Here is an 18,329-nt window from a genome sequence, read left to right on the forward strand (position 1 = left end):
GAATCAACGCATCCAAAGACTCAAGCCACTCGGCAGTCTCCTCCGGATCACGATCAGGTAGCTGGTTAGTCAACCCGCTAAGGATATGGGAGTTCGTATCTCCTGCAGCCACGTCCAACCTCTCTTAAAAGCAGTGTGTGACGCCCAGTGCTGTGGCTCTGGGCGTGTACAGACACTCTAGACCGCAGTGGCGCCCTGTGCGTAGCCTTGACCGTTGCATGAACACGCCGGAAGGCACTTGAATCGTGGACTCTGGGGAACCGTGCACAAAGTGAGTAAGGTAAATCACAATATCCGTCAGGGTCTTTGAGTCCGCCGGCCGCTGGTACTGCGTTAAGTGGAGGCAATGCGGGCTCACCCCCTAGACTGGGGTTATTGACCAACAAACCAGCGTGCAAGCGCTGACCGCAGGAGGAAAAACGTGAGTGAGGCCGACGCCGGCACTGTTGCCAAGGTGGCAGGCAATTTAGGGTTCAAGGATGGAGATCTCATCCAAGAACTCGGATACGACGACGACGTTGATTTTGATCTACGCGAGAGCATTGAGGCCCTCATTGGGTCCGAAATGTTTGACGAGCATGATCATGACGTAGTGGATTCAGTCATTTTTTGGTGGCGAGAAGACGATGGTGACCTCGTGGATTCCCTCGTTGATTCACTGACAACCTTGGATGAAGGTGGGGTGGTGTGGATCATGACACCCAAGCAGGGGCGCGATGGTTACGTCCCTCCGTCGGACATTCAGGAAGCTGCTCCCACGGCAGGACTGCATGTCACCACCACTGCGGGGGTTTCTGCTGACTGGGCCGCAACGCGCCTAGCGCCGCGCAAACGCCAGTAAGGCTGGCTGGCCACAGATGGATGCCGCCAGGCAACCGTGCTTGAGCATTGGGGACCTTGCCCCAGATTTCACTCTGTCTAATCAGTTTGGTGAGCCTATTGCGCTTGCTGAATTGCGTGGCACCCCGGTGGCCTTAGTGTTCTACCCCTTCGCGCACTCCGGTATTTGTACGGGGGAGTTGGGCGTGCTGCGCGATAACCTCGGTGACTTCCAGGCCGCGGGGGTGCGCATCCTGGCGGTATCCGTGGATGCGAAGTACACGCTTCGCGCCTATGCCCAGGCTCAGGGTTACGCTTTTGACCTGCTGGCCGATTTCTGGCCGCACGGCGCAGTGGCGCAACGTTACGGGGTTTTTGATCCGGTGCATGGCATGGCAGGGCGAAGTACTTTTTTGATTACGGCCGGAGGCGTTATTGCCGATCTCTTTAGTACGCCTTCCGGGCAGGCGCGGCCGCTGGCCCGTTACCGGCAGGCGTTGGAGTTGTTGTAGCAATGGACAACGTGCGCCCTGGTATTGGGCAGACGGGTTTTGTGCAGCAAAGCTCGAGGCTGGGTGCGGCCAATAATGCTGCCTCGGTGCTGAACGATACGGAGCTAGACACCTTGGACGGTGTTGCTGCGTTGCTGGGTGAGAAGAAATTCGCGCTACTCACCGGGGCTGGAATAAGTACCGATTCCGGCATCCCGGACTATCGGGGACCGCAAGCTGTCCCGCGAACCCCGCTGACCTACCAGGAATTTATGGGCGATGTCCGGCTTCGCCAGCGTTATTGGGCCAGAAATCATGTGGGCTGGTCACATCTGCGCACCGCCAAGCCAAATACTGGGCACTTTGCCACGGTTGCTCTGGAGCGCAGCGGGATTCTGACGGGGATTGTGACGCAAAACGTCGACAGGCTCCATGAAGAAGCTGGGGCCGAAAATGTGGTGGATCTACATGGCAGGTTCGATCAGGTCCTCTGCATGGACTGCGGCAATCACTACTCACGGGCTTTTCTCGCCACTATCTTGAATGAACTCAATCCAGGATTCATTGATGCCATCTCGGCAGCTGGCGGGGCACCTCAGGCGCCAGACGCGGACGCTGACGTGGTGGCTGAGAGCCTCATATCCACCTTCAATGTTGCCAAGTGTCCGCTATGTGGTGGTCTCCTGAAGCCGGATTTCGTCTTCTTCGGTGAAAATGTTCCCAAGGACAGGGTTCTCCGATCCTTCGCTATGGTTGACGCGGGAGCAGCCCTTTTGGTGGCAGGGTCTTCGTTGACTGTCCTGTCCGGTCTGCGGTTCGTCAAAAAGGCCGCCAAGGATGGCAAGCCCGTCATCATCATTAACAAGGGCCAAACCCGCGGGGATTCCTTGGCAACCATCAAGGCCGAAATAGGAGTTGGGGAAGCTATGAGCTATCTCACACACGTATTGACTCCCCGATTGGCGCAATAGGCAAAACATCGTGTACAGTAGTTTCTCGTTGGTCAGCCCAACAAGCGCAATGCTTGAAGAGCTGGTTAGCGAATGGGTCTTTAGCTCAGCTGGTAGAGCGCCACGTTTACACCGTGGATGTCATCGGTTCGATCCCGGTAGGACCCACCATAGAAGAACCCCGCCATTCCGGCGCCAAACGGCTACGGACAGGCGGGGTTCTTTGCGTTGACGCATGGTTTGACGCCCACTTGCGCTCCCATCCTCGAATGCGCGCCGCTATGAAGTTTCTGCTGTGGTTTGAACCATAGCGAGAACGTCAAAGTACAGCTCAAGCGGCTCCGGATGGGAAGATGGTCCGATGCCTGGGGCGGCCTTGGGGTATGGAACTGCACCAGATGCACGCAATAACTTGCACAGAATAAGACGGGGACGCCATGGATGGTATTTCATTTACCGCGATCGATTTTGAAACAGCCAATAACTACCGCGCCTCCGCGTGCGCAGTGGGGTTGACCAAGGTCAAATCCGGTCAGGTGGTGGAGCAGGTTTCATGGCTCATGAAGCCGCTGCCAGGCTATGCGGACTTTCTTCCCATAAACGTGGGTATCCATGGCATTACGGCCGCGCACGTGCGCAACATGCCGGACTGGCGTGGCATTCACGGCCCCATGATGGACTTCATTGGCGGCGACGCCCTAGTGGGCCACAACGTCAGCTTTGAAAAATCAGTCATATCCAAGGCCAATGAGGCCAGTGGTTTGCCCGCCACCAACTTGGACTTTCACTGCACCTTGACCCTTGCCCGCAAGCACCTACAACTGGACCACTACACGCTTTCAGATGTGGTGGGTGCCTTGGAGTTGCCCGCGTTCAACCATCATGACGCCGGCGACGACGCCCGTGCCAGCGCCCTCATTGCGATTGAACTGGCCAGGCGCAGCGGAGCGGCCACACTTTCAGCCTTATGGCCCGAAGCGAAGAACGAAGCGGCTAAGCTGCCTAGCTACTACGCGGTAGGCTACACGCGTAAGCTGGCGGACCTGCCACCGCCCAACCCCCAGGCGAACCCCTATGGGCCCCTCTTTGGCCAGACAATCGTCTTTAGCGGGGATCTTGCCGCCATGCCCAGGGTTCAGGCACAGGATGCGGCTGCGGCCAAGGGTGCAACTATTGCCAACAGCACAACTAAGAAGGTGACCATGGTAGTCAGCGCAGAGGTCCTGGGAGGCGGGCGCCCTAGCGCCAAGGTCAAACGAGCTGCGGAACTGGCCTCGGCCGGTCAGGATATCCGAATCATCAGTGAGTTACAGTTCCTGCGGTTGCTGGCCTTCAAGTAACTCTGCGGCCACCTTCAAGCGTGGGGCTGTGCCGGGCTCAAAGGTGGGCAAACTAAAAAGGTTCCCCGCCACAGCTATTGGGGGACGCTGTGGTGGGGAACCAGTAATAAAAATATATCCTGCGACGGTGCAAGATGCAAACTGACACTGAACATTTTCAGATCGCTCCCCAGCCTGGCGCGGTAGCCACGGAAAGTAGTGCCGTGGCAGCCAATTTAGAGCCGGGGAGTTGGCGGGAAAGTCCTTAAAATGGATGATCCTCCACTGTGGCTATTGGGGGACGCCACAGTGGAGGATCTGGATTTAATATACAGTCTCTGCGCCCAAAGCACAATGGCGGGACGTTCTACCTCTCAATCTGGGGTACTTGGGGTTTGCGTTTGGCAATGCGGGCGCCAAGTTGCAAGTCATTTATGACAGGCTGCGAGTGCCCAAATCTTGGAAGCTGCTGCGGAACGGGTCCCAACACGGATAAGCTTGAGGAAACCCGATATTTTCTCTGGAGGTACTATGTCTGCACAAATTGGAACAGCACAGATTGGCGTCACCGGCCTGGCCGTCATGGGCGCAAACCTGGCCCGCAACCTGGCTCGCAACGGATACACCGTGGCGCTGCACAACCGCTCGGTCGAAAAGACTGACGCGCTGCTTAACGCACACGGCAGCGAGGGCGCTTTTGTTCGTACCGAGACCCTGGCCGAGCTCGTGGAGTCCTTGGAGAAGCCGCGCCGCGTGCTCATCATGGTCAAGGCTGGCGGTCCCGTTGACTCCGTTATCGATCAGCTCGTCCCGCTGATGGAAGCTGGCGATATCATCATCGACGGCGGTAACTCCAACTTTCAGGACACCCGACGCCGTGAAGCGGATCTGGCCAAGAAGGATCTGCACTTCGTAGGCGTCGGCGTCTCCGGTGGTGAGGAAGGTGCCCTGCTGGGTCCGTCCATCATGCCCGGTGGTTCCAAGGAATCCTACGATGCCCTTGGCCCGCTGTTGGAGAAAATTTCTGCCAAGGTCGACGGCGAGCCCTGCTGTGCATGGATCGGCACCGATGGCGCTGGTCACTTTGTGAAGATGGTCCATAACGGGATCGAATACGCCGACATGCAGGTCATCGGTGAGGCTTACGATCTCCTCCGCAGCGCTGCTGGCATTGAGCCGGCAGAGCAGGCAGAGATCTTCGGTAAGTGGAACGAAGGCCAGTTGGCCTCCTTCCTGATTGAAATCACCGCTGAAGTTCTTGGCCATGTCGACGCCAAGACCGGTAAGCCGCTGGTTGACGTCATTGTTGACTCGGCAGGCCAGAAGGGTACGGGCCGCTGGACCGTTCAGTCCGGTCTGGATCTGGGTTCACCCATCTCAGCCATCGCCGAGTCCGTGTTTGCGCGCGGCCTGTCCTCACAGCGCGATCAGCGTGCCATTGGCCAGGAAGTTCTGGCTGGCCACGAGGTTGCCGTTGAACTGGGCGCCGACTTCGTTGAGGACGTTCGCCAGGCGCTCTACGCATCCAAGCTCATCAGCTACGCGCAGGGCATCGACATGCTCACCAGCGCAGCCACCGAGTACAACTGGGATCTGAAGCTGGATGAGATCGCCTCGCTGTGGCGCGGCGGCTGCATCATCCGGGCCGAACTGCTCAAGGACATCACCAAGGCCTACGCCGCAGAGGACAAGCCGGCAAACCTGCTGTTCGCCCCGGCCTTTGCAGCGGAAATCGCCGAGGTCCTCCCGGCCTGGCGCCGCGTGGTCTCCACTGCAGTCCAGCTGGGAATCCCCGTACCCGTATTCTCCTCCTCGCTGGCCTACTATGACGGCCTGCGCCGCAAGCGTCTGCCCGCAGCCCTGACCCAGGGCCTGCGCGATCTCTTCGGCGCTCACACGTACAACCGTGTTGACGAAGAAGGCACCTTCCACACCCAGTGGAGCGGCGACAAGACTGAAATCTCAGCGGTAGACACGCACTAGTCCCCACCCGCTCCCACTGCTCGCAAGCTCGCAGCGGGTCCCTCGCGGGCGTGGGCCCATCCACCCGGACCACCGCAAGCTCGCAGCAGGTCCCTCGCGGGCGTGGGCCCATCCACCCGGACCACCGCAAGCTCGCAGCGGGTCCCTCGCGGGCGTGGGCCCATCCACCCGGACCACCGCAAGCTCGCAGCGGGTCCCTCGCGGGCGTGGGCCCATCCACCCGCACGCGTGGGTATGAAGCACTACGGCGGCCGGCAACTTTCCATAAGAAAGTTGCCGGCCGCCGTCGTTTCTTAACAGTGCTTGTGCCCTTGAGTAGGGTCAGGCTGTGAGGATCTCCGGGCCATTTTTGGTGATGGCCACCGTGTGCTCGGTATGGGCTGTGCGGGCCCCGGTGGCGCTGCGCAGGGTCCAGCCGTCGGGGTCCATGACAAGTTTGGCGGTGTCCACCATGGCCCAGGGTTCGATCGCGAGCAGCAGTCCAGCCTTGAGCTTGTAGCCTTGCCCAGCCTTGCCGTTGTTGGCGATATGGGGTTCCTGGTGCATGGTGGAGCCCACCCCATGCCCGCCAAAATCGGTGTTGACGCTGTATCCGGCGGCCTTGAGAACCTTGCCAATAGCAGCAGAAATATCACCCACCCGTGCACCGGGCTTTGCCGCAGCAATACCGGCCGCCAATGCGGCCCGGGTGGCATCGATAAGGCGCTGATCCTCGGGATCGCGCGGGGTGCCAACAATGAAACTGATGGCGGCGTCAGCCACAACACCGTTGAGGGACACGGCGAAGTCGAGGGTGAGCAAATCGCCGTCGGCAATAGTGTAATCGTGGGGGAGCCCGTGCAGCACGGCGTCGTTGACGGACGTGCAAATGACATGACCAAACGGGCCGCGGCCGAAGGCAGGCGCATAATCCACGTAGCAGGAGATAGCCCCTGCCTCGGCGATCATCTCTGCCGCCCAGGCATCAATTTCCAGCAGATTTGTGCCGACAACCACGCGTTCCTGAAGACTCTTAAGTACCTGGGCAACGAACGCCCCGCTCTTCTTCGCCAGTTCAAGCCGTGCAGGGGTGAGGATTTCGATCATGGGCTTCCTTTACATATTTCCAGTAACTGTCTCGGTATAACAATATCTTCGAGCCAGCCCCCTGGCGTGCGTCAAACAGGCCTAGATCCACATAGCGGGGTCAATATATTCGGCCGGATCCACAGCAGGAGCCATTTCCCGGCGCGCATCCCGGTGCCGAGATTTGGCGGGGATACCGGTGAGGATGGACTCGGCCGGCGCATCCTTAACCACGACCGCGTTGGCCCCTACCGCTGAATCGTCACCAATGTAGATGGGGCCCAGGATCTTTGCACCAGCGCCGATGGTGACCCGGTTGCCGATGGTGGGGTGGCGTTTGGTTTTTGCCAGCGAACGGCCGCCGAGCGTGACGCCGTGGTAAATCATGACGTCATCACCGATCTCGGCGGTTTCACCAATGACAACGCCCATGCCGTGGTCAATGAAAAACCGTCTGCCAATAGTGGCGCCTGGGTGTATCTCAATACCGGTGGCAAAACGGGTCAGTTGTGAAAGTACCCGGGCCGGGAAACGCAGGGCAGGCGTAGCCCACATCTTGTGTGTCAGCCGGTGCACCCAGATGGCGTGCAGGCCGGAGTACACAAAAAGATTCTCCATGGAACCCCGTGCTGCGGGGTCATGCGAGCGTGCCGATTCGAGGTCTTCACGTATTCTGCTGAAAAATCCCACAGACTTCTTTCAGTTGATCGCCACAAACGCATTGTGGCGCAGGTTTTAGGGTGCCGGTCCCACATACCAGAAGACCCGCACCACTGACACAGCGTCAGTGATGCGGGAAATATTCCGGTCTAACAGGTCCTCACATAGGGTATGGGCTTAGCCGCGGATATCGTCATAGAGCACAGTTGAAATGTAGCGCTCACCAAAATCGCAAACAATTGCGACGATGAGCTTGCCAGCGTTTTCCGGGCGCTTGGCCAATTCAAGGGCTGCCCAAACAATGGCGCCGGAGGAAATACCACCCAAAATTCCTTCGCGCATACCCAGATCGCGCGCTACACGGACAGAGTCCTCCAGCGTGGCATCCATGACTTCGTCGTAGATGTTCTGGTCAAGAATCTCGGGAATGAAGTTTGCCCCCAGGCCCTGAATCTTATGGGGGCCGGGGGCTCCACCGTTAAGAATGGCTGAATCAATGGGCTCGACGGCCACAATTTGTACCCCTGGTTTGCGATCCTTCAGGACCTGGCCCACGCCGGTGACCGTACCGCCGGTACCAACGCCGGCAACAAAAATATCCACGGCGCCGTCGGTGTCATTCCAAATTTCTTCGGCCGTGGTGAGTCGGTGGATGGCCGGGTTAGCCTCATTGGCGAACTGCTGGGCCCAGATGGCGTTCTCGGTGTTGGCCACAATTTCCTTGGCCTTCTCCACTGCCCCACGCATGCCCTCAGAACCCGGGGTCAGAATAATTTCAGCACCATAGGCGCGCAGCATGACACGGCGTTCGGTGGACATGGTCTCCGGCATGGTCAAGATGACCTTGTAACCGCGGGCGGCACCCACCATGGCCAAGGCGATGCCTGTGTTACCGGAGGTGCCTTCAACAATGGTTCCACCAGGCTTGAGTTCACCGGAGGCTTCGGCGGCATCAACAATGGCCACGCCAATCCGGTCCTTGACGCTGTTAGCCGGGTTGTAGAACTCCAACTTCACAGCGACGGTGGCGTTCAGGCCTTCAGTCAGGTGGTTCAGGCGCACCAAAGGGGTGCCGCCAACCAGCTGTGTGACATTGTCATAGATACGTGCCATGGGTGGTCCTTCGTCGTTCTAATGGGTGTTGGCAGCGGGAGTTCACGCAAGGGAACTTCATACTGTGCTTTGTGGCCAGCGTAGTCAGTACCAAGACGTGGTTCTAGGCGGTCAGCCACTTCGCGTAATGTTTTCTAACTTTCGCAATTTTTGGGTTGATAATGACCCGGCAGTAGCCCACCTCGGGACGCTGCGCATAGAAATCCTGGTGATAATTCTCTGCCTCATAGATGGTCCCTAGCCTGGTGACTTCCGTGACTATGGGGTCTTTCCACAGCGGCTGATTGCGCACAATTGCTGCACGGAATTCCGCTTCTTCACTCTCATCACGGTAGAACATGGAAGAGCGGTACTGGGTGCCGGTGTCATAACCCTGACGGTTCAAAGTAGTGGGATCGTGCTGAACAAAAAACATGTCCAAAATGGTCTCAGAAGGGATGATGTTCTCGTCAAAAGTGACTTGAACAATTTCTGCGTGACCTGTCATGCCCGTGCAAATTTGATCATAACTGGGGTTGGGTAGAGCGCCGCCGGTATAACCGGACACTACCGATTGAACGCCCCGGGTCATCTGATACACGGCGTCGAGGCACCAAAAGCAACCACCGCCCAATACAAAAGTCTTCATGTTCATTTATAAGTCATTTCTGAGCCGGATGATTCCCAACCCTCACAAAGTGTGCTCGGCACCTGCCGCCCGCAAGTAAGGTAGGAACATGAGCGAGGAACCAACTTTCCCCCCGTCAGAGCCCGGATCTGGCGAAGTTGCCCGGATGGGCGATACCCCGGAGCTGTCCGAGGATGCTAGCGATATGGCTGAAGCCGATGTGTTGGACAGCCAACAAAACGGCATCGCGGAAGAATCACCGGAGCATGACGGGGCCGGCAACGCTGAGGACACAGCGCACGATGCCCCTGAGCCCCCCGTCCTCTCTGATGTTCTGCTCGCTGCGGAAGAACTCTGGCCAGAATCTCTCGCCGAAGAATGGGACCGTGTGGGCTTGGTAGTGGGCCGCCCCGAAGCCGAGGTGGACAGGATCATGTTTGCCGTGGACCCTACCTTGGAAGTGATTGAGGAAGCCCTAGAGTGGGGCGCCCAATTACTGATCACCCACCACCCGCTGCTGTTGAAAGGGGTCAACTCTGTGGCCGCCACAACAGGGAAAGGGAGGGCCATCCACCGGCTCATTGAGGGTGGCTGCGCTCTCCTGACGGTTCACACCAATGGCGACAGCGCCGTTGGCGGTGTCTCAGACGTCTTGGCGGACATCTTAAAACTCGGTGACGTGCAGCCACTCATGCCAGCCGTCAACGGACTCGTGGAAGAAGGCATTGGGCGCGTAGGTTTCTTGCCAGCTCCGGAAAAACTTGGTGACCTGGCCGCAAAGGTGTTCCTCACCCTGCCCGCCGTAGCCGGGGGAGTGCGGGTCTCTGGTGAACGGGATGCTCTAGTGCGCAAGGTAGCTGTATGTGGCGGAGCTGGTGACTCTCTCTTTGACGCCGTACGGGCAAGCGACGCCGATGTGTTTATCACGGCAGACCTCCGCCACCACCCAGCCTCCGAAGCCCGCGAGGCGCGACTGGACGGGCGGCCCTACCTCATTGATCTTTCACACTTTGCCAGCGAATGGCTGTGGCTACCCAACGCCATGGTGGCTCTAGGAAACGTGCTTGCCGATCAGGGATTTGCCGCAGAATTGGCATTGAGCCAGACCAACACGGACCCGTGGGACTTTATTCTGACTCCCGGGAACTAGGCTTGTTCTAAGAACTATTTTCATCACGTGATGAAGCAGGAGGAGTTACATGGCTAAGGCAGCACCGGCCGAGCAAATGCGTTTGCTGGACATTGCGGTATTGGACGGAAAATTGCGCGGACTTGATGTCCAGGCAAAGGCGTTGAAGGAAGATCCCAGGCTGCCAGATCTGCATGCCGGGGTCACCGTGGCGAAGAGCGATCTGGTTGTCCTTGACACGGCTGTCAGCGATTGCCACCGGGCCTTGACCAAGGCAGAGGACGATGTTGCCGCCGTCGTAGCGCGGATTGAACGTGATGAGGCCAAGCTCAATAGTGGCACGGGGCTCTCTAAAGATCTCATGGCACTGCAGAGTGAAATTGAATCACTGACCAAGCGCCGTAGTGACCTTGAAGATACAGAACTTGAAGCCATGGAGGCGTTCGAGGCGGCAACATCTGACCAGGCTGCCCAGCAAGGGCTCGTAGCGCAGATGCAGTCAGTGCTGGATGAGGTCCTTGATGAGGTGCGGAGCAAGTTGGTCGGGTTGAAGCTTGAGCGCGATGCCACGCTAGGCGAGCGCACCGAACTGACGGCCACCTTCGATCCGGCACTGCTGGCCATCTACGACCGTTCGCTGGCTAAATATGGGGTGGGTGCGGCACGGCTCTTCCACGGCAAGTCAGAAGGTTCGGGCATGCAGCTTAGCGCCGGTGACTTGGTAGATATTAAAAAAGCTCCGGCTGACACCATTGTCTTCTGCCCGGACTCCGGCGCCATTTTGGTCCGCTCGGAGGAGTGGGGCTAAACCGCTCCCTGATCTCATTCCTCGAATGAGCCCCTTACGTGGGCCGCATTCGAGGAATGAAAAGTAAAAAGCTGGTGATCAGTCCGTCAGAATGATGTTCAGCGCGTGCGCCTTGCGAGCCGTTCCTGGGACCAGCTCCACAACCCACCGTTCCGCAGCAACGTGTGCCAGCTGGGCGGGTGTTTCGGGGGTTTTGCCTCGGCGGGTGAGCAAGTGCCTAGCCAGTTCCCCTCGAGTATGTTTGGCGAAGTGGGAGACAACCTTGCGGGCGCCGTCGCGCTCGGTGAAAACATTCACGGCCACAGTGCGTTCCGGGTCAGGCACCCAGGCAGCCGCGTAACTACTGGAGCGGCAATCCACCAGAAGGTGGCCCTCCGCATGCTCCGCCAGCACCTGCGCCAGTTGCGGTTTCCAGAAACTGGCCAGCTTTCCCAGTCCGGGCAGGCCCACCGACATGGAGAGCCGGTACGCGGGAATGCTGTCGGCGAATCCCACTGCACCCCATAGCCCGGATATAACCACGACGGCGGCATCGGCCTTGCGCTTCTGCATTGCCGTCATGCTGTTGTAGCCAAGGGCATCGAAGAGCACGCCCGTGTAAATACTGTGGGCGGGGGCTGCCGGCTCTTGGTCCAGGCGGGTGTTGCGGTGCACTTCATGCCCCAAGGAGGCACCCACACCCAATTGATTGAGGGCATCATCCTGGCCGGAGACTAAAGCCAAAGCGGTGGACACGGCCTGCCTTGCCGTGGTGAGTGAGGGGAAACTCAAGGTGGCCAGATCAACAGGGGATCCGGAATCGGCGGGGGTCTTGCCTTCAGAAGGCGGCAACAGAATCAGCACCCTAGGAGCTTATCGCCTCAAAGCTGCGCCGCTTTCAAGCGCACCGCATTCCAAAGTGCTGCTAAGGCACGTGCTTGGAGGACAGACAGCGGAATTAACTCTACGTTCGGCAGGAGAAGTAGGGGCGAGTAGCGGCCAGCTGACCAGGTACTAGACCGGTCTAGTGAAGTGGTTCACGTAACTCGCGGGTAAACACGGAGCGCTGTCACACTGGGAGCAGGCTTAAACCAAGGGTGTTTTGGGCCAGGAAAGGTAGTTTGACGTGACGATCAACCAGGCTCCGACACACACGGATGCCGCATTACAAACCTGGATCCAACGCGAGAGCATGGCCGAGGCCATGATTCCGCTGATCGGACGCCTGTACCGTGAGAACAATGTCATTGCTAATGTTCACGGGCGCTCACTGATCAACAAGTCCCCCTATGACATCCTCAAGGCCCACCGCTTTGCCCGGCACATTGACAACTGCGAACTGCCCCTAGAGCAGACGCTGCCCCTCATTGAAATCCTGGACAAGCTCCAGCTGGGTCCGTCATCCCTGGATGTTGCCCGCCTCAACGCTGCTTTCAAGGCCTCCGGCGAGGCTGATCTGGAAACGTTCCTGCGCACTGAGTTGGCCTCTATTGTTGGCCGCCGCGGCGAAGACGGACGCACCAGCACCGATGTGGTGTTGTACGGTTTTGGCCGGATTGGGCGCCTGCTGGCCCGCATCCTCATCGAACACAACGGCGGTGGCCACGGCTTGCGTCTGCGTGCCATTGTGGTCCGCAAGGGTGGCGAGACAGACCTGGCCAAGCGGGCCAGCCTGCTGCGCCGCGACTCCGTGCATGGCCCCTTCGACGGCACCATCACCATAGACACCGAAAATAACATCATCCAGGCCAATGGCACATCCATCCAGGTGATTTACTCGGATAGCCCCTCAACCATTGACTACACCGCGTTTGGTATTACGAACGCGATCATTGTGGATAACACGGGCCGCTGGCGCGATGAAGAAGGCCTGTCCCAACACCTGTTGTCCAAGGGTGCTGCCCGCGTCCTGCTGACAGCCCCGGGCAAGGGCGCCCTGAAGAACATTGTGTACGGTATCAACCACCACATGATCGAGGCCGGGGACAAGATTGTCACCGCTGCCTCCTGCACCACTAACGCCATCACGCCCGTGCTGAAGGTCCTCAACGACAAATACGGGATTGTGCACGGACATGTGGAGACGGTGCACTCGTTCACCAATGATCAGAACCTCACGGATAACTTCCACAAGGGTGACCGCCGCGGCCGTTCCGCCGCCCTGAACATGGTCATTGCCGAGACCGGTGCTGCCAAGGCCGTGGCCAAGGCGTTGCCCGAGTTGGAAGGCAAACTGACGGGCAACTCCATCCGCGTACCAACCCCCAACGTGTCCATGGCTATTTTGAACCTGACACTGGAAAACGGGACCACCAAGGATGAGGTCAACGCGTTTTTGCGGGACATGTCACTGAACTCTGACTTCCGTAAACAGATCGATTACATTGATTCACCCGAGGTGGTCTCCTCGGACTTCGTGGGCTACCGGCGCGCAGGGATTGTTGACGGCCTGGCAACCATCAGCACCGATAAAAACCTTGTCCTCTACGTCTGGTATGACAACGAGTTTGGCTACAGCTGCCAGGTAGTGCGTGTCATGGAGGAAATGGCCGGCGTGCACCCCCTCCAATTCCCGGCGCTCGAGTCAAGCGCCGCATTGATCAGCTAGGTACCCAAGGTGCGTACCGGCGTCGTGCTTAAACGTACGACGCCGCTACGCACCTTTGTGCACCCGGCCCTGTACACTTAGTAGCTGGATAGGGCAGTTGGGCAACCGCGCGTCACGTAAGTGGCTCGAGGAACGTCCGGGCTCCGCAGAACGGGGTGGTGGGTAACGCCCACTCGGGGTAACCCGCAGGAAAGTGCCACAGAAAGTAGACCGCCGGCACGGTTCGCAAGGACTGTTGCCGGTAAGGGTGAAACGGTGGTGTAAGAGACCACCAGTTCCCCAGGTGACTGGGGAAGCTCGGTAAACCCCACCCGGAGCAAGGCCAGACAGGGCATGATTGAGGGCTGTTCGCCCGAGTGCCTGGGTAGGCTGCTAGAGGGCGTCGGCAACGGCGTCCGTAGATGGATGGTTGCCTCTTCGCCGCAGGTAACTGCGGCGGACGACAAAACCCGGCGTACAGACTGCCCTATCCACTTTTTACATTTTTATGGTGCGTTTTGCCCGTTTTTTCAGGGGGAAACGTGCCATATTTATTTGGTTTGCGGGCACCGTCGGTGCATGCTCAGAGGTCTGGCCCCAACACCGCGGGCAGACTGGGCAAATACGGAATCTGGGCGAGATAGAAAACTGCCCAACAACCAGTGCGTACCGCACTACATCTTCTTCACTCCATCCGCATCTCCTACTGAACAGATCCTCGACGCAGAAGGGAAGCGCTGGCTAAGAAGAGGTGCGGGCATGAAAAAGGCCGGCCGCTTGAGGCGACCGGCCCAACTCTCGATTACTTGTTTAGCGCGTTACGCCGTACCCAACCAACCGCAGCCGTAACCACGAACAATACAACGCCAATAATGGCCAGCCACAATAGCCCCTTGACTACAAAGCCCAGGACAGCAAGGACTAGCCAGATGATAAGAAGAACAGCAATGATTTGTACCATTCATCAAATCTACGCTACCCACTTTGCTGAGTAAAATTCGGCACCATGATCACAGCCATAGAAATCCGGGCGGCACTTCTGAGGAGAATAATTGATGTGTAGTTGTTCGGGTTGCGGCAGCCACGCACGTTTCTTTGGATCGTGGTCCTACCCAAGGGCTCCCGGTGGGCGCTCTTCCTGTGGACAACCCCGCTGTGGACAACCCCGGGCGCGCTGGCAGCCAAACTCCTAGACTTAAGGCAACTGGTCAAAGGGGTTTTTATGGCACGGCATGCACGCCTGCTGCCGCGGCGCACACAGCTCCGGGGCCGGCAGCGCCTGGACACCCTGCACCCGGAGCCCCGAGCTCCCGCGCGCACCATGGCGGTGTTTGTGATCATTGTGCTGGCGCTGCTGACTGGGTGGCTGCACAGCTCCGGGAGGTGGCCCTTTGAGCCGGATCCGGGACCGCCACCGGCCGTTGCCACCCCGCCGGCTGCCTTGGGGCAACCCGTGCTGGTGGTGGGCTCTGCCTCCGCGCTGGCAATTCTTCAAACGCTGCCGGTCAAAGGTAAGGCGGCACGCAACGATTATGACCGCAGTGCCTTTGGAGAGGCGTGGATGGACGCGGACTCCAATGGCTGCGATACCCGCAACGACATCCTGCGCAGGGATATGACGGCTGTGAAATTCACGGCCGGGTCCCGGTGTCTTGTCGCATCGGGAACGCTCGCCGAGCATTACACCGGTAAGGAGGTTGCCTTCAAACGGGGCAAAGACACCAGCGGTGCGGTGCAGATCGATCATGTGGTGGCCCTCGGTAATGCCTGGCAGACAGGGGCCCAGGTGCTGACCACTGTCCAGCGCCAAAGCCTGGCCAATGATCCGTTGAACCTCCTTGCAGCAGACGGGCCCGCCAATCAAGAGAAGTCAGATGGCGATGCGGCCGCTTGGCTCCCACCAGATAAGAAGTTCCGTTGCCACTATGTGGCCCGCCAAATTTCTGTGAAGGCCGCCTACCGGTTGTGGGTCACCCCGGCAGAGAAGGCCGCCATGAAACGGGTGTTAGGGCTGTGCCCGAAACAACAAAGCCTGCCCTCCGGCTATCTCCCCTGAAGGGAAAATACCGGAAGGGCAGACTTTGTCTGCGGGCTGGCCAGACTACTTTTGCATCGAGGTGCCGATTTCACTCAACGGCAGATCCGGATGGTTCTTTTCCACGCGGCGCATGGCCCAAATATCGTTGAACAGAGCCAGGAACTCTCCGTCACTACGCTCGAGGACCTCAGCGCCATGAACGTTGGCCAAAACGGCCGTTGCATCAGCCGTGGTCAATCTGGCCAAGGAGTAGGGGAGTCGTTCTAAACGCATGGGCGCGTTGAAGTCGTGGTGCATGCGGTCCTCAACCACCTCAAATTGCATGGGGCCCACGGCGGCGAGCACAGGTGCCTGGTCGCCGCGCAGGTCAGAGCGCAGCACCTGGATGACGCCTTCGTGCTCGAGCTGCTCAATGCCACGGCGGAACTGCTTGTACTTACTGGGGTCCTTGGAGCGTGCCACCTGGAAGTGTTCAGGCGCGAACAGCGGGATGGCCGGGTACTCCACGGATTCTTCCACGAACAAGGAGTCGCCCACGCGTAAGGATGAGGCGTTGACCAAACCCACCACGTCACCCGGGAATGCGGTGTCAATGACTTCGCGTTCGCGGCCAAACACCTGCTGGGCGTACTTGGTGGCGAAGGACTTGCCCGTGCGTGATTGAGTGACCACCATTCCGCGCTCAAACATGCCCGAGCAAACCCGCACAAAGGCCACATGATCGCGGTGGGCCTGGTTCATACCGGCCTGGACCTTGAAGACGAAGCCGGAGAAGGGAGCGTCAACGGGGCGCTCGGTGCCTTCTATATCCGCACGGGGCGTGGCAGGAGGGGCAAAGTCCACCAGGGTGTCCAAGATCTGCTTCACACCGAAGTTCAAGGCGGCAGAGGAGAACAGCAGGGGAGTGGCCTTGCCCGCGTAGAAAGCGTCCAAGTCCAACGGGTTGGCCTCATCCACCACCAGGGAGGCCTCGTCGGTGGAATCCGTCCAGGCATCGCCTTCGGAGATGGCGGCCTGTTCCGGGGTGAGGTATTCAGTCAGCGCAATCTGGGCACCGGAACTATTGCGGGCAAACTTCGCGAACTCATTGCGGCGGATGTCCCACACTCCGCGGAAGTCTCCGGCAATGCCAATGGCCCACGTCAACGGCATAGGGGTCAGGCCCGTGCGCTCGGTGATCTCATCCATGAGTTCCAACGGATCAAGACCCGGACGGTCCCATTTGTTGATGACAGTGATGATGGGAAGGTTGCGCTGGCGGCACACTTCAAAGAGTTTCATGGTCTGGGTTTCCAGGCCCTTACCGGCGTCTACCAGCATGACGGCACAGTCCACGGCGGCCAGCACCCGGTAAGTGTCTTCGGAGAAGTCGGCGTGGCCGGGGGTGTCCAGCAAGTTGATGACAGTATCTCGGTAGGAGAACTGCAGCGCCGCAGAACTGATGGAAATACCGCGGTCCTTCTCCATCTGCTGCCAGTCAGAGATGGTGTCCCTGCGGTTGGATTTGCCGTTTGTAGCACCGGCAGTACCAATCACCTTTGCGTGCAAGGCCAACGCCTCGGTCAGCGTGGATTTTCCGGCATCGGGGTGTGAGATGACGGCGAAGGTTCGCCGACGCTCCGCCTGGCCGGAAATTTCGGTGGCGAGGGCGGGGGACTGAGCCGGAGAGGACACGAGACTACTTTCTAGCGGTAAAGACTTAGTTTATGCATGGGCAGGGCGCAACTATCAAGTTTAGCGCAGGGTGCAGGTGGGCGTTTCCGTGTGCTCCATCACTCGCGGCAGGGAAGAGATAGATATCCAAAACCCAGCTGCCAAGTACCTCCGGCATCGATCCGGTTCAAGACGGTCTGTTGCAACGCCGTGGTGCGGGGCAGTGCCCCCAGATTGTCCATGCTGCGGGTGCGGAAGGTGAAGTACACGGCGTCCGTGGGTTCGTTGCGCGGCTCACCATAGGGGGTGAAGAGTCCCGCGAAGGCAGCAATGTTGGACGCCGGGTCCAGATGTGTGCTCAGGTACGGGTCCAGAAGCCATGATTCACAATTGCCGGTGCGTACGGGCTTCTCCGGAAAATACTCGGCAAAGAATGCTGCTGCCAAGGCCAGGCTTTCCTGGACGGCCGCGGTACCCAGACCGCCGCCTTCGGGGATATGGATGCCCAGAATCCATTCCTCGGCTTCCACGCCTGGGATGCTGGCCACAGGTTGGTGGATCAGGTATTGCAACCGGCCCAGCTGGTAAATGCGGCCGGAGAAAACGTGATTGAGCCACTTGTAAGTATCCATACCGAAGCGGTTGTGGACGCGGCGGTTGATGAGCATATTGCGGCCAAAGTCTGCCAAGGTGGCATTGGAGACTGCCTCGGGGATGTTCTTGGCCCTGTGCCACTGAAGGAGTTCGGGGGAGAAGCGCAGCATGGCGCTGAGCCAGTCGAACTCGGTCACGGGGGCTTCGGCGGTGCTAAGTTCCGGGACGGAATCATCGGAACTGCCCAGCCGGGACCTCAGGTGGGCCAAGACTTTTTCAACGGCGGGAGTTGCCGGCCCTTCGAGTAGCGCAATAGATTCCGCACGGTCTTCGGGAGCAATGCCCAGGACGTCCAGGGTCTGTTCAGGGTTCAAGGCGGTGCGAGAGGTCATGGAACCAGTTTAGCGAATCAGTGGCTGCTGGTGATCCGGCGGTTATGCGCCTTGCCACGGTGCTGGCGGTGCGTATGGCGAAAGTGACACAACTTGTGCAACGCCCGTGGAGTTCAGCGTGGCACCAGTGCGTCAGTGGCGC

18 protein-coding genes, 1 tRNA gene and 1 other RNA gene are annotated in these 18,329 nt (G+C 59.0%); 11 read left to right on the plus strand and 9 right to left on the minus strand.

What is annotated here, in order from left to right:
* The coding region (locus ABIB48_RS18070) for a pyruvate dehydrogenase E1 component-related protein (protein WP_502914154.1) at positions 1–112 on the minus strand (112 nt) is incomplete at its 3' end.
* Positions 113–421: 309 nt separating this feature from the next.
* Here ABIB48_RS18070 and ABIB48_RS17240 point away from each other — a divergent pair.
* The 6 genes from ABIB48_RS17240 (at position 422) to gnd (ending at position 5,562) form a co-directional block, all read left to right on the plus strand.
* The gene (locus tag ABIB48_RS17240; RefSeq protein ID WP_110107618.1) at positions 422–841 is read left to right on the plus strand and encodes a DUF3052 domain-containing protein; all 420 of its coding nucleotides are present in this window, start codon (positions 422–424) and stop codon (positions 839–841) included.
* A gap of 16 nt (positions 842–857) precedes the next feature.
* Positions 858–1,331 carry a peroxiredoxin gene (locus ABIB48_RS17245; protein ID WP_110107616.1) on the plus strand — a complete coding sequence of 158 codons (474 nt, stop codon included), beginning with the start codon at positions 858–860 and terminating at the stop codon, positions 1,329–1,331.
* A gap of 2 nt (positions 1,332–1,333) precedes the next feature.
* A complete protein-coding gene (locus ABIB48_RS17250) occupies positions 1,334–2,281 on the plus strand; it encodes an NAD-dependent protein deacetylase (RefSeq protein WP_354213741.1) in 948 nt (315 codons plus the stop codon).
* 74 nt (positions 2,282–2,355) lie between these two features.
* Positions 2,356–2,431, plus strand: a tRNA-Val gene (locus ABIB48_RS17255).
* A gap of 266 nt (positions 2,432–2,697) precedes the next feature.
* Complete coding sequence (locus ABIB48_RS17260) at positions 2,698–3,600, plus strand: exonuclease domain-containing protein (RefSeq protein WP_315913403.1); 903 nt, start codon at positions 2,698–2,700, stop codon at positions 3,598–3,600.
* Positions 3,601–4,110: 510 nt separating this feature from the next.
* Positions 4,111–5,562, plus strand: coding sequence for an NADP-dependent phosphogluconate dehydrogenase (gnd, locus tag ABIB48_RS17265; protein ID WP_110107610.1), 1,452 nt, complete (start codon positions 4,111–4,113; stop codon positions 5,560–5,562).
* Between the two features lie 321 nt (positions 5,563–5,883).
* Here the strand turns inward: gnd and map are convergent, their stop codons facing one another.
* The 4 genes from map to msrA form a co-directional block, all read right to left on the minus strand.
* Positions 5,884–6,648, minus strand: coding sequence for a type I methionyl aminopeptidase (map, locus tag ABIB48_RS17270; RefSeq protein WP_110107608.1), 765 nt, complete (start codon positions 6,646–6,648; stop codon positions 5,884–5,886).
* An 81-nt stretch (positions 6,649–6,729) separates the two neighbouring features.
* The gene (gene epsC, locus ABIB48_RS17275) at positions 6,730–7,317 is read right to left on the minus strand and encodes a serine O-acetyltransferase EpsC (RefSeq protein WP_110107606.1); all 588 of its coding nucleotides are present in this window, start codon (positions 7,315–7,317) and stop codon (positions 6,730–6,732) included.
* A 147-nt stretch (positions 7,318–7,464) separates the two neighbouring features.
* Positions 7,465–8,400: a cysteine synthase A gene (cysK, locus tag ABIB48_RS17280; RefSeq protein ID WP_354213742.1), complete on the minus strand. Its 936-nt coding sequence runs from the start codon at positions 8,398–8,400 to the stop codon at positions 7,465–7,467.
* Between the two features lie 103 nt (positions 8,401–8,503).
* Entirely contained in the window at positions 8,504–9,028 is a 525-nt protein-coding gene (gene msrA / locus ABIB48_RS17285) for a peptide-methionine (S)-S-oxide reductase MsrA (protein WP_315913804.1), read from the minus strand.
* An 88-nt stretch (positions 9,029–9,116) separates the two neighbouring features.
* Between msrA and ABIB48_RS17290 the strand changes: the two genes are divergently transcribed.
* Positions 9,117–10,157, plus strand: coding sequence for a Nif3-like dinuclear metal center hexameric protein (locus tag ABIB48_RS17290; RefSeq protein ID WP_502914150.1), 1,041 nt, complete (start codon positions 9,117–9,119; stop codon positions 10,155–10,157).
* 49 nt (positions 10,158–10,206) lie between these two features.
* Positions 10,207–10,944, plus strand: coding sequence for a zinc ribbon domain-containing protein (locus ABIB48_RS17295; protein WP_110107602.1), 738 nt, complete (start codon positions 10,207–10,209; stop codon positions 10,942–10,944).
* 78 nt (positions 10,945–11,022) lie between these two features.
* Here the strand turns inward: ABIB48_RS17295 and ABIB48_RS17300 are convergent, their stop codons facing one another.
* Positions 11,023–11,787, minus strand: coding sequence for a YaaA family protein (locus ABIB48_RS17300; protein WP_354213743.1), 765 nt, complete (start codon positions 11,785–11,787; stop codon positions 11,023–11,025).
* Between the two features lie 262 nt (positions 11,788–12,049).
* Between ABIB48_RS17300 and ABIB48_RS17305 the strand changes: the two genes are divergently transcribed.
* Positions 12,050–13,531: a glyceraldehyde-3-phosphate dehydrogenase gene (locus tag ABIB48_RS17305; RefSeq protein ID WP_354213744.1), complete on the plus strand. Its 1,482-nt coding sequence runs from the start codon at positions 12,050–12,052 to the stop codon at positions 13,529–13,531.
* Between the two features lie 89 nt (positions 13,532–13,620).
* Positions 13,621–14,004, plus strand: an RNA gene (gene rnpB, locus ABIB48_RS17310) — RNase P RNA component class A.
* Between the two features lie 308 nt (positions 14,005–14,312).
* Here rnpB and ABIB48_RS17315 read toward each other — a convergent pair.
* Positions 14,313–14,471: a hypothetical protein gene (locus tag ABIB48_RS17315; RefSeq protein WP_170121021.1), complete on the minus strand. Its 159-nt coding sequence runs from the start codon at positions 14,469–14,471 to the stop codon at positions 14,313–14,315.
* A gap of 261 nt (positions 14,472–14,732) precedes the next feature.
* Here ABIB48_RS17315 and ABIB48_RS17320 point away from each other — a divergent pair, with 261 nt between their 5' ends.
* Positions 14,733–15,566: an HNH endonuclease family protein gene (locus ABIB48_RS17320; protein ID WP_354213745.1), complete on the plus strand. Its 834-nt coding sequence runs from the start codon at positions 14,733–14,735 to the stop codon at positions 15,564–15,566.
* 45 nt (positions 15,567–15,611) lie between these two features.
* On the opposite strand, the gene ABIB48_RS17325 is transcribed toward ABIB48_RS17320, so the two are convergent.
* Together ABIB48_RS17325 and ABIB48_RS17330 are read right to left on the minus strand one after the other, a co-directional pair.
* Positions 15,612–17,222 (minus strand): peptide chain release factor 3, encoded by a 1,611-nt coding sequence (locus tag ABIB48_RS17325; RefSeq protein ID WP_110107599.1) that lies wholly within the window; start codon positions 17,220–17,222, stop codon positions 15,612–15,614.
* Positions 17,223–17,320: 98 nt separating this feature from the next.
* Positions 17,321–18,187, minus strand: a complete 867-nt coding sequence (locus ABIB48_RS17330; RefSeq protein ID WP_354213746.1) for an acyltransferase domain-containing protein — start codon at positions 18,185–18,187, stop codon at positions 17,321–17,323.
* Positions 18,188–18,329: the final 142 nt, after the last annotated feature.

Origin of the sequence: Arthrobacter sp. UYCu511 (genome assembly GCF_040547105.1) — a bacterium.
GTDB lineage: Bacteria > Actinomycetota > Actinomycetes > Actinomycetales > Micrococcaceae > Specibacter > Specibacter psychrochitiniphilus.

Excerpts from the sequence above, each read along its gene's own strand:
- ABIB48_RS17245 (WP_110107616.1), top strand. The coding sequence starts at position 858 with ATGGATGCCGCCAGGCAACCGTGCTTGAGCATTGGGGACCTTGCCCCA.
- ABIB48_RS17250 (WP_354213741.1), top strand. The coding sequence starts at position 1,334 with ATGGACAACGTGCGCCCTGGTATTGGGCAGACGGGTTTTGTGCAGCAA.
- ABIB48_RS17260 (WP_315913403.1), top strand. The coding sequence starts at position 2,698 with ATGGATGGTATTTCATTTACCGCGATCGATTTTGAAACAGCCAATAAC.
- gnd (WP_110107610.1), top strand. The coding sequence starts at position 4,111 with ATGTCTGCACAAATTGGAACAGCACAGATTGGCGTCACCGGCCTGGCC.
- map (WP_110107608.1), bottom strand. The coding sequence starts at position 6,648 with ATGATCGAAATCCTCACCCCTGCACGGCTTGAACTGGCGAAGAAGAGC.
- cysK (WP_354213742.1), bottom strand. The coding sequence starts at position 8,400 with ATGGCACGTATCTATGACAATGTCACACAGCTGGTTGGCGGCACCCCT.
- msrA (WP_315913804.1), bottom strand. The coding sequence starts at position 9,028 with ATGAAGACTTTTGTATTGGGCGGTGGTTGCTTTTGGTGCCTCGACGCC.
- ABIB48_RS17290 (WP_502914150.1), top strand. The coding sequence starts at position 9,117 with ATGAGCGAGGAACCAACTTTCCCCCCGTCAGAGCCCGGATCTGGCGAA.
- ABIB48_RS17295 (WP_110107602.1), top strand. The coding sequence starts at position 10,207 with ATGGCTAAGGCAGCACCGGCCGAGCAAATGCGTTTGCTGGACATTGCG.
- ABIB48_RS17315 (WP_170121021.1), bottom strand. The coding sequence starts at position 14,471 with ATGGTACAAATCATTGCTGTTCTTCTTATCATCTGGCTAGTCCTTGCT.
- ABIB48_RS17320 (WP_354213745.1), top strand. The coding sequence starts at position 14,733 with ATGGCACGGCATGCACGCCTGCTGCCGCGGCGCACACAGCTCCGGGGC.
- ABIB48_RS17330 (WP_354213746.1), bottom strand. The coding sequence starts at position 18,187 with ATGACCTCTCGCACCGCCTTGAACCCTGAACAGACCCTGGACGTCCTG.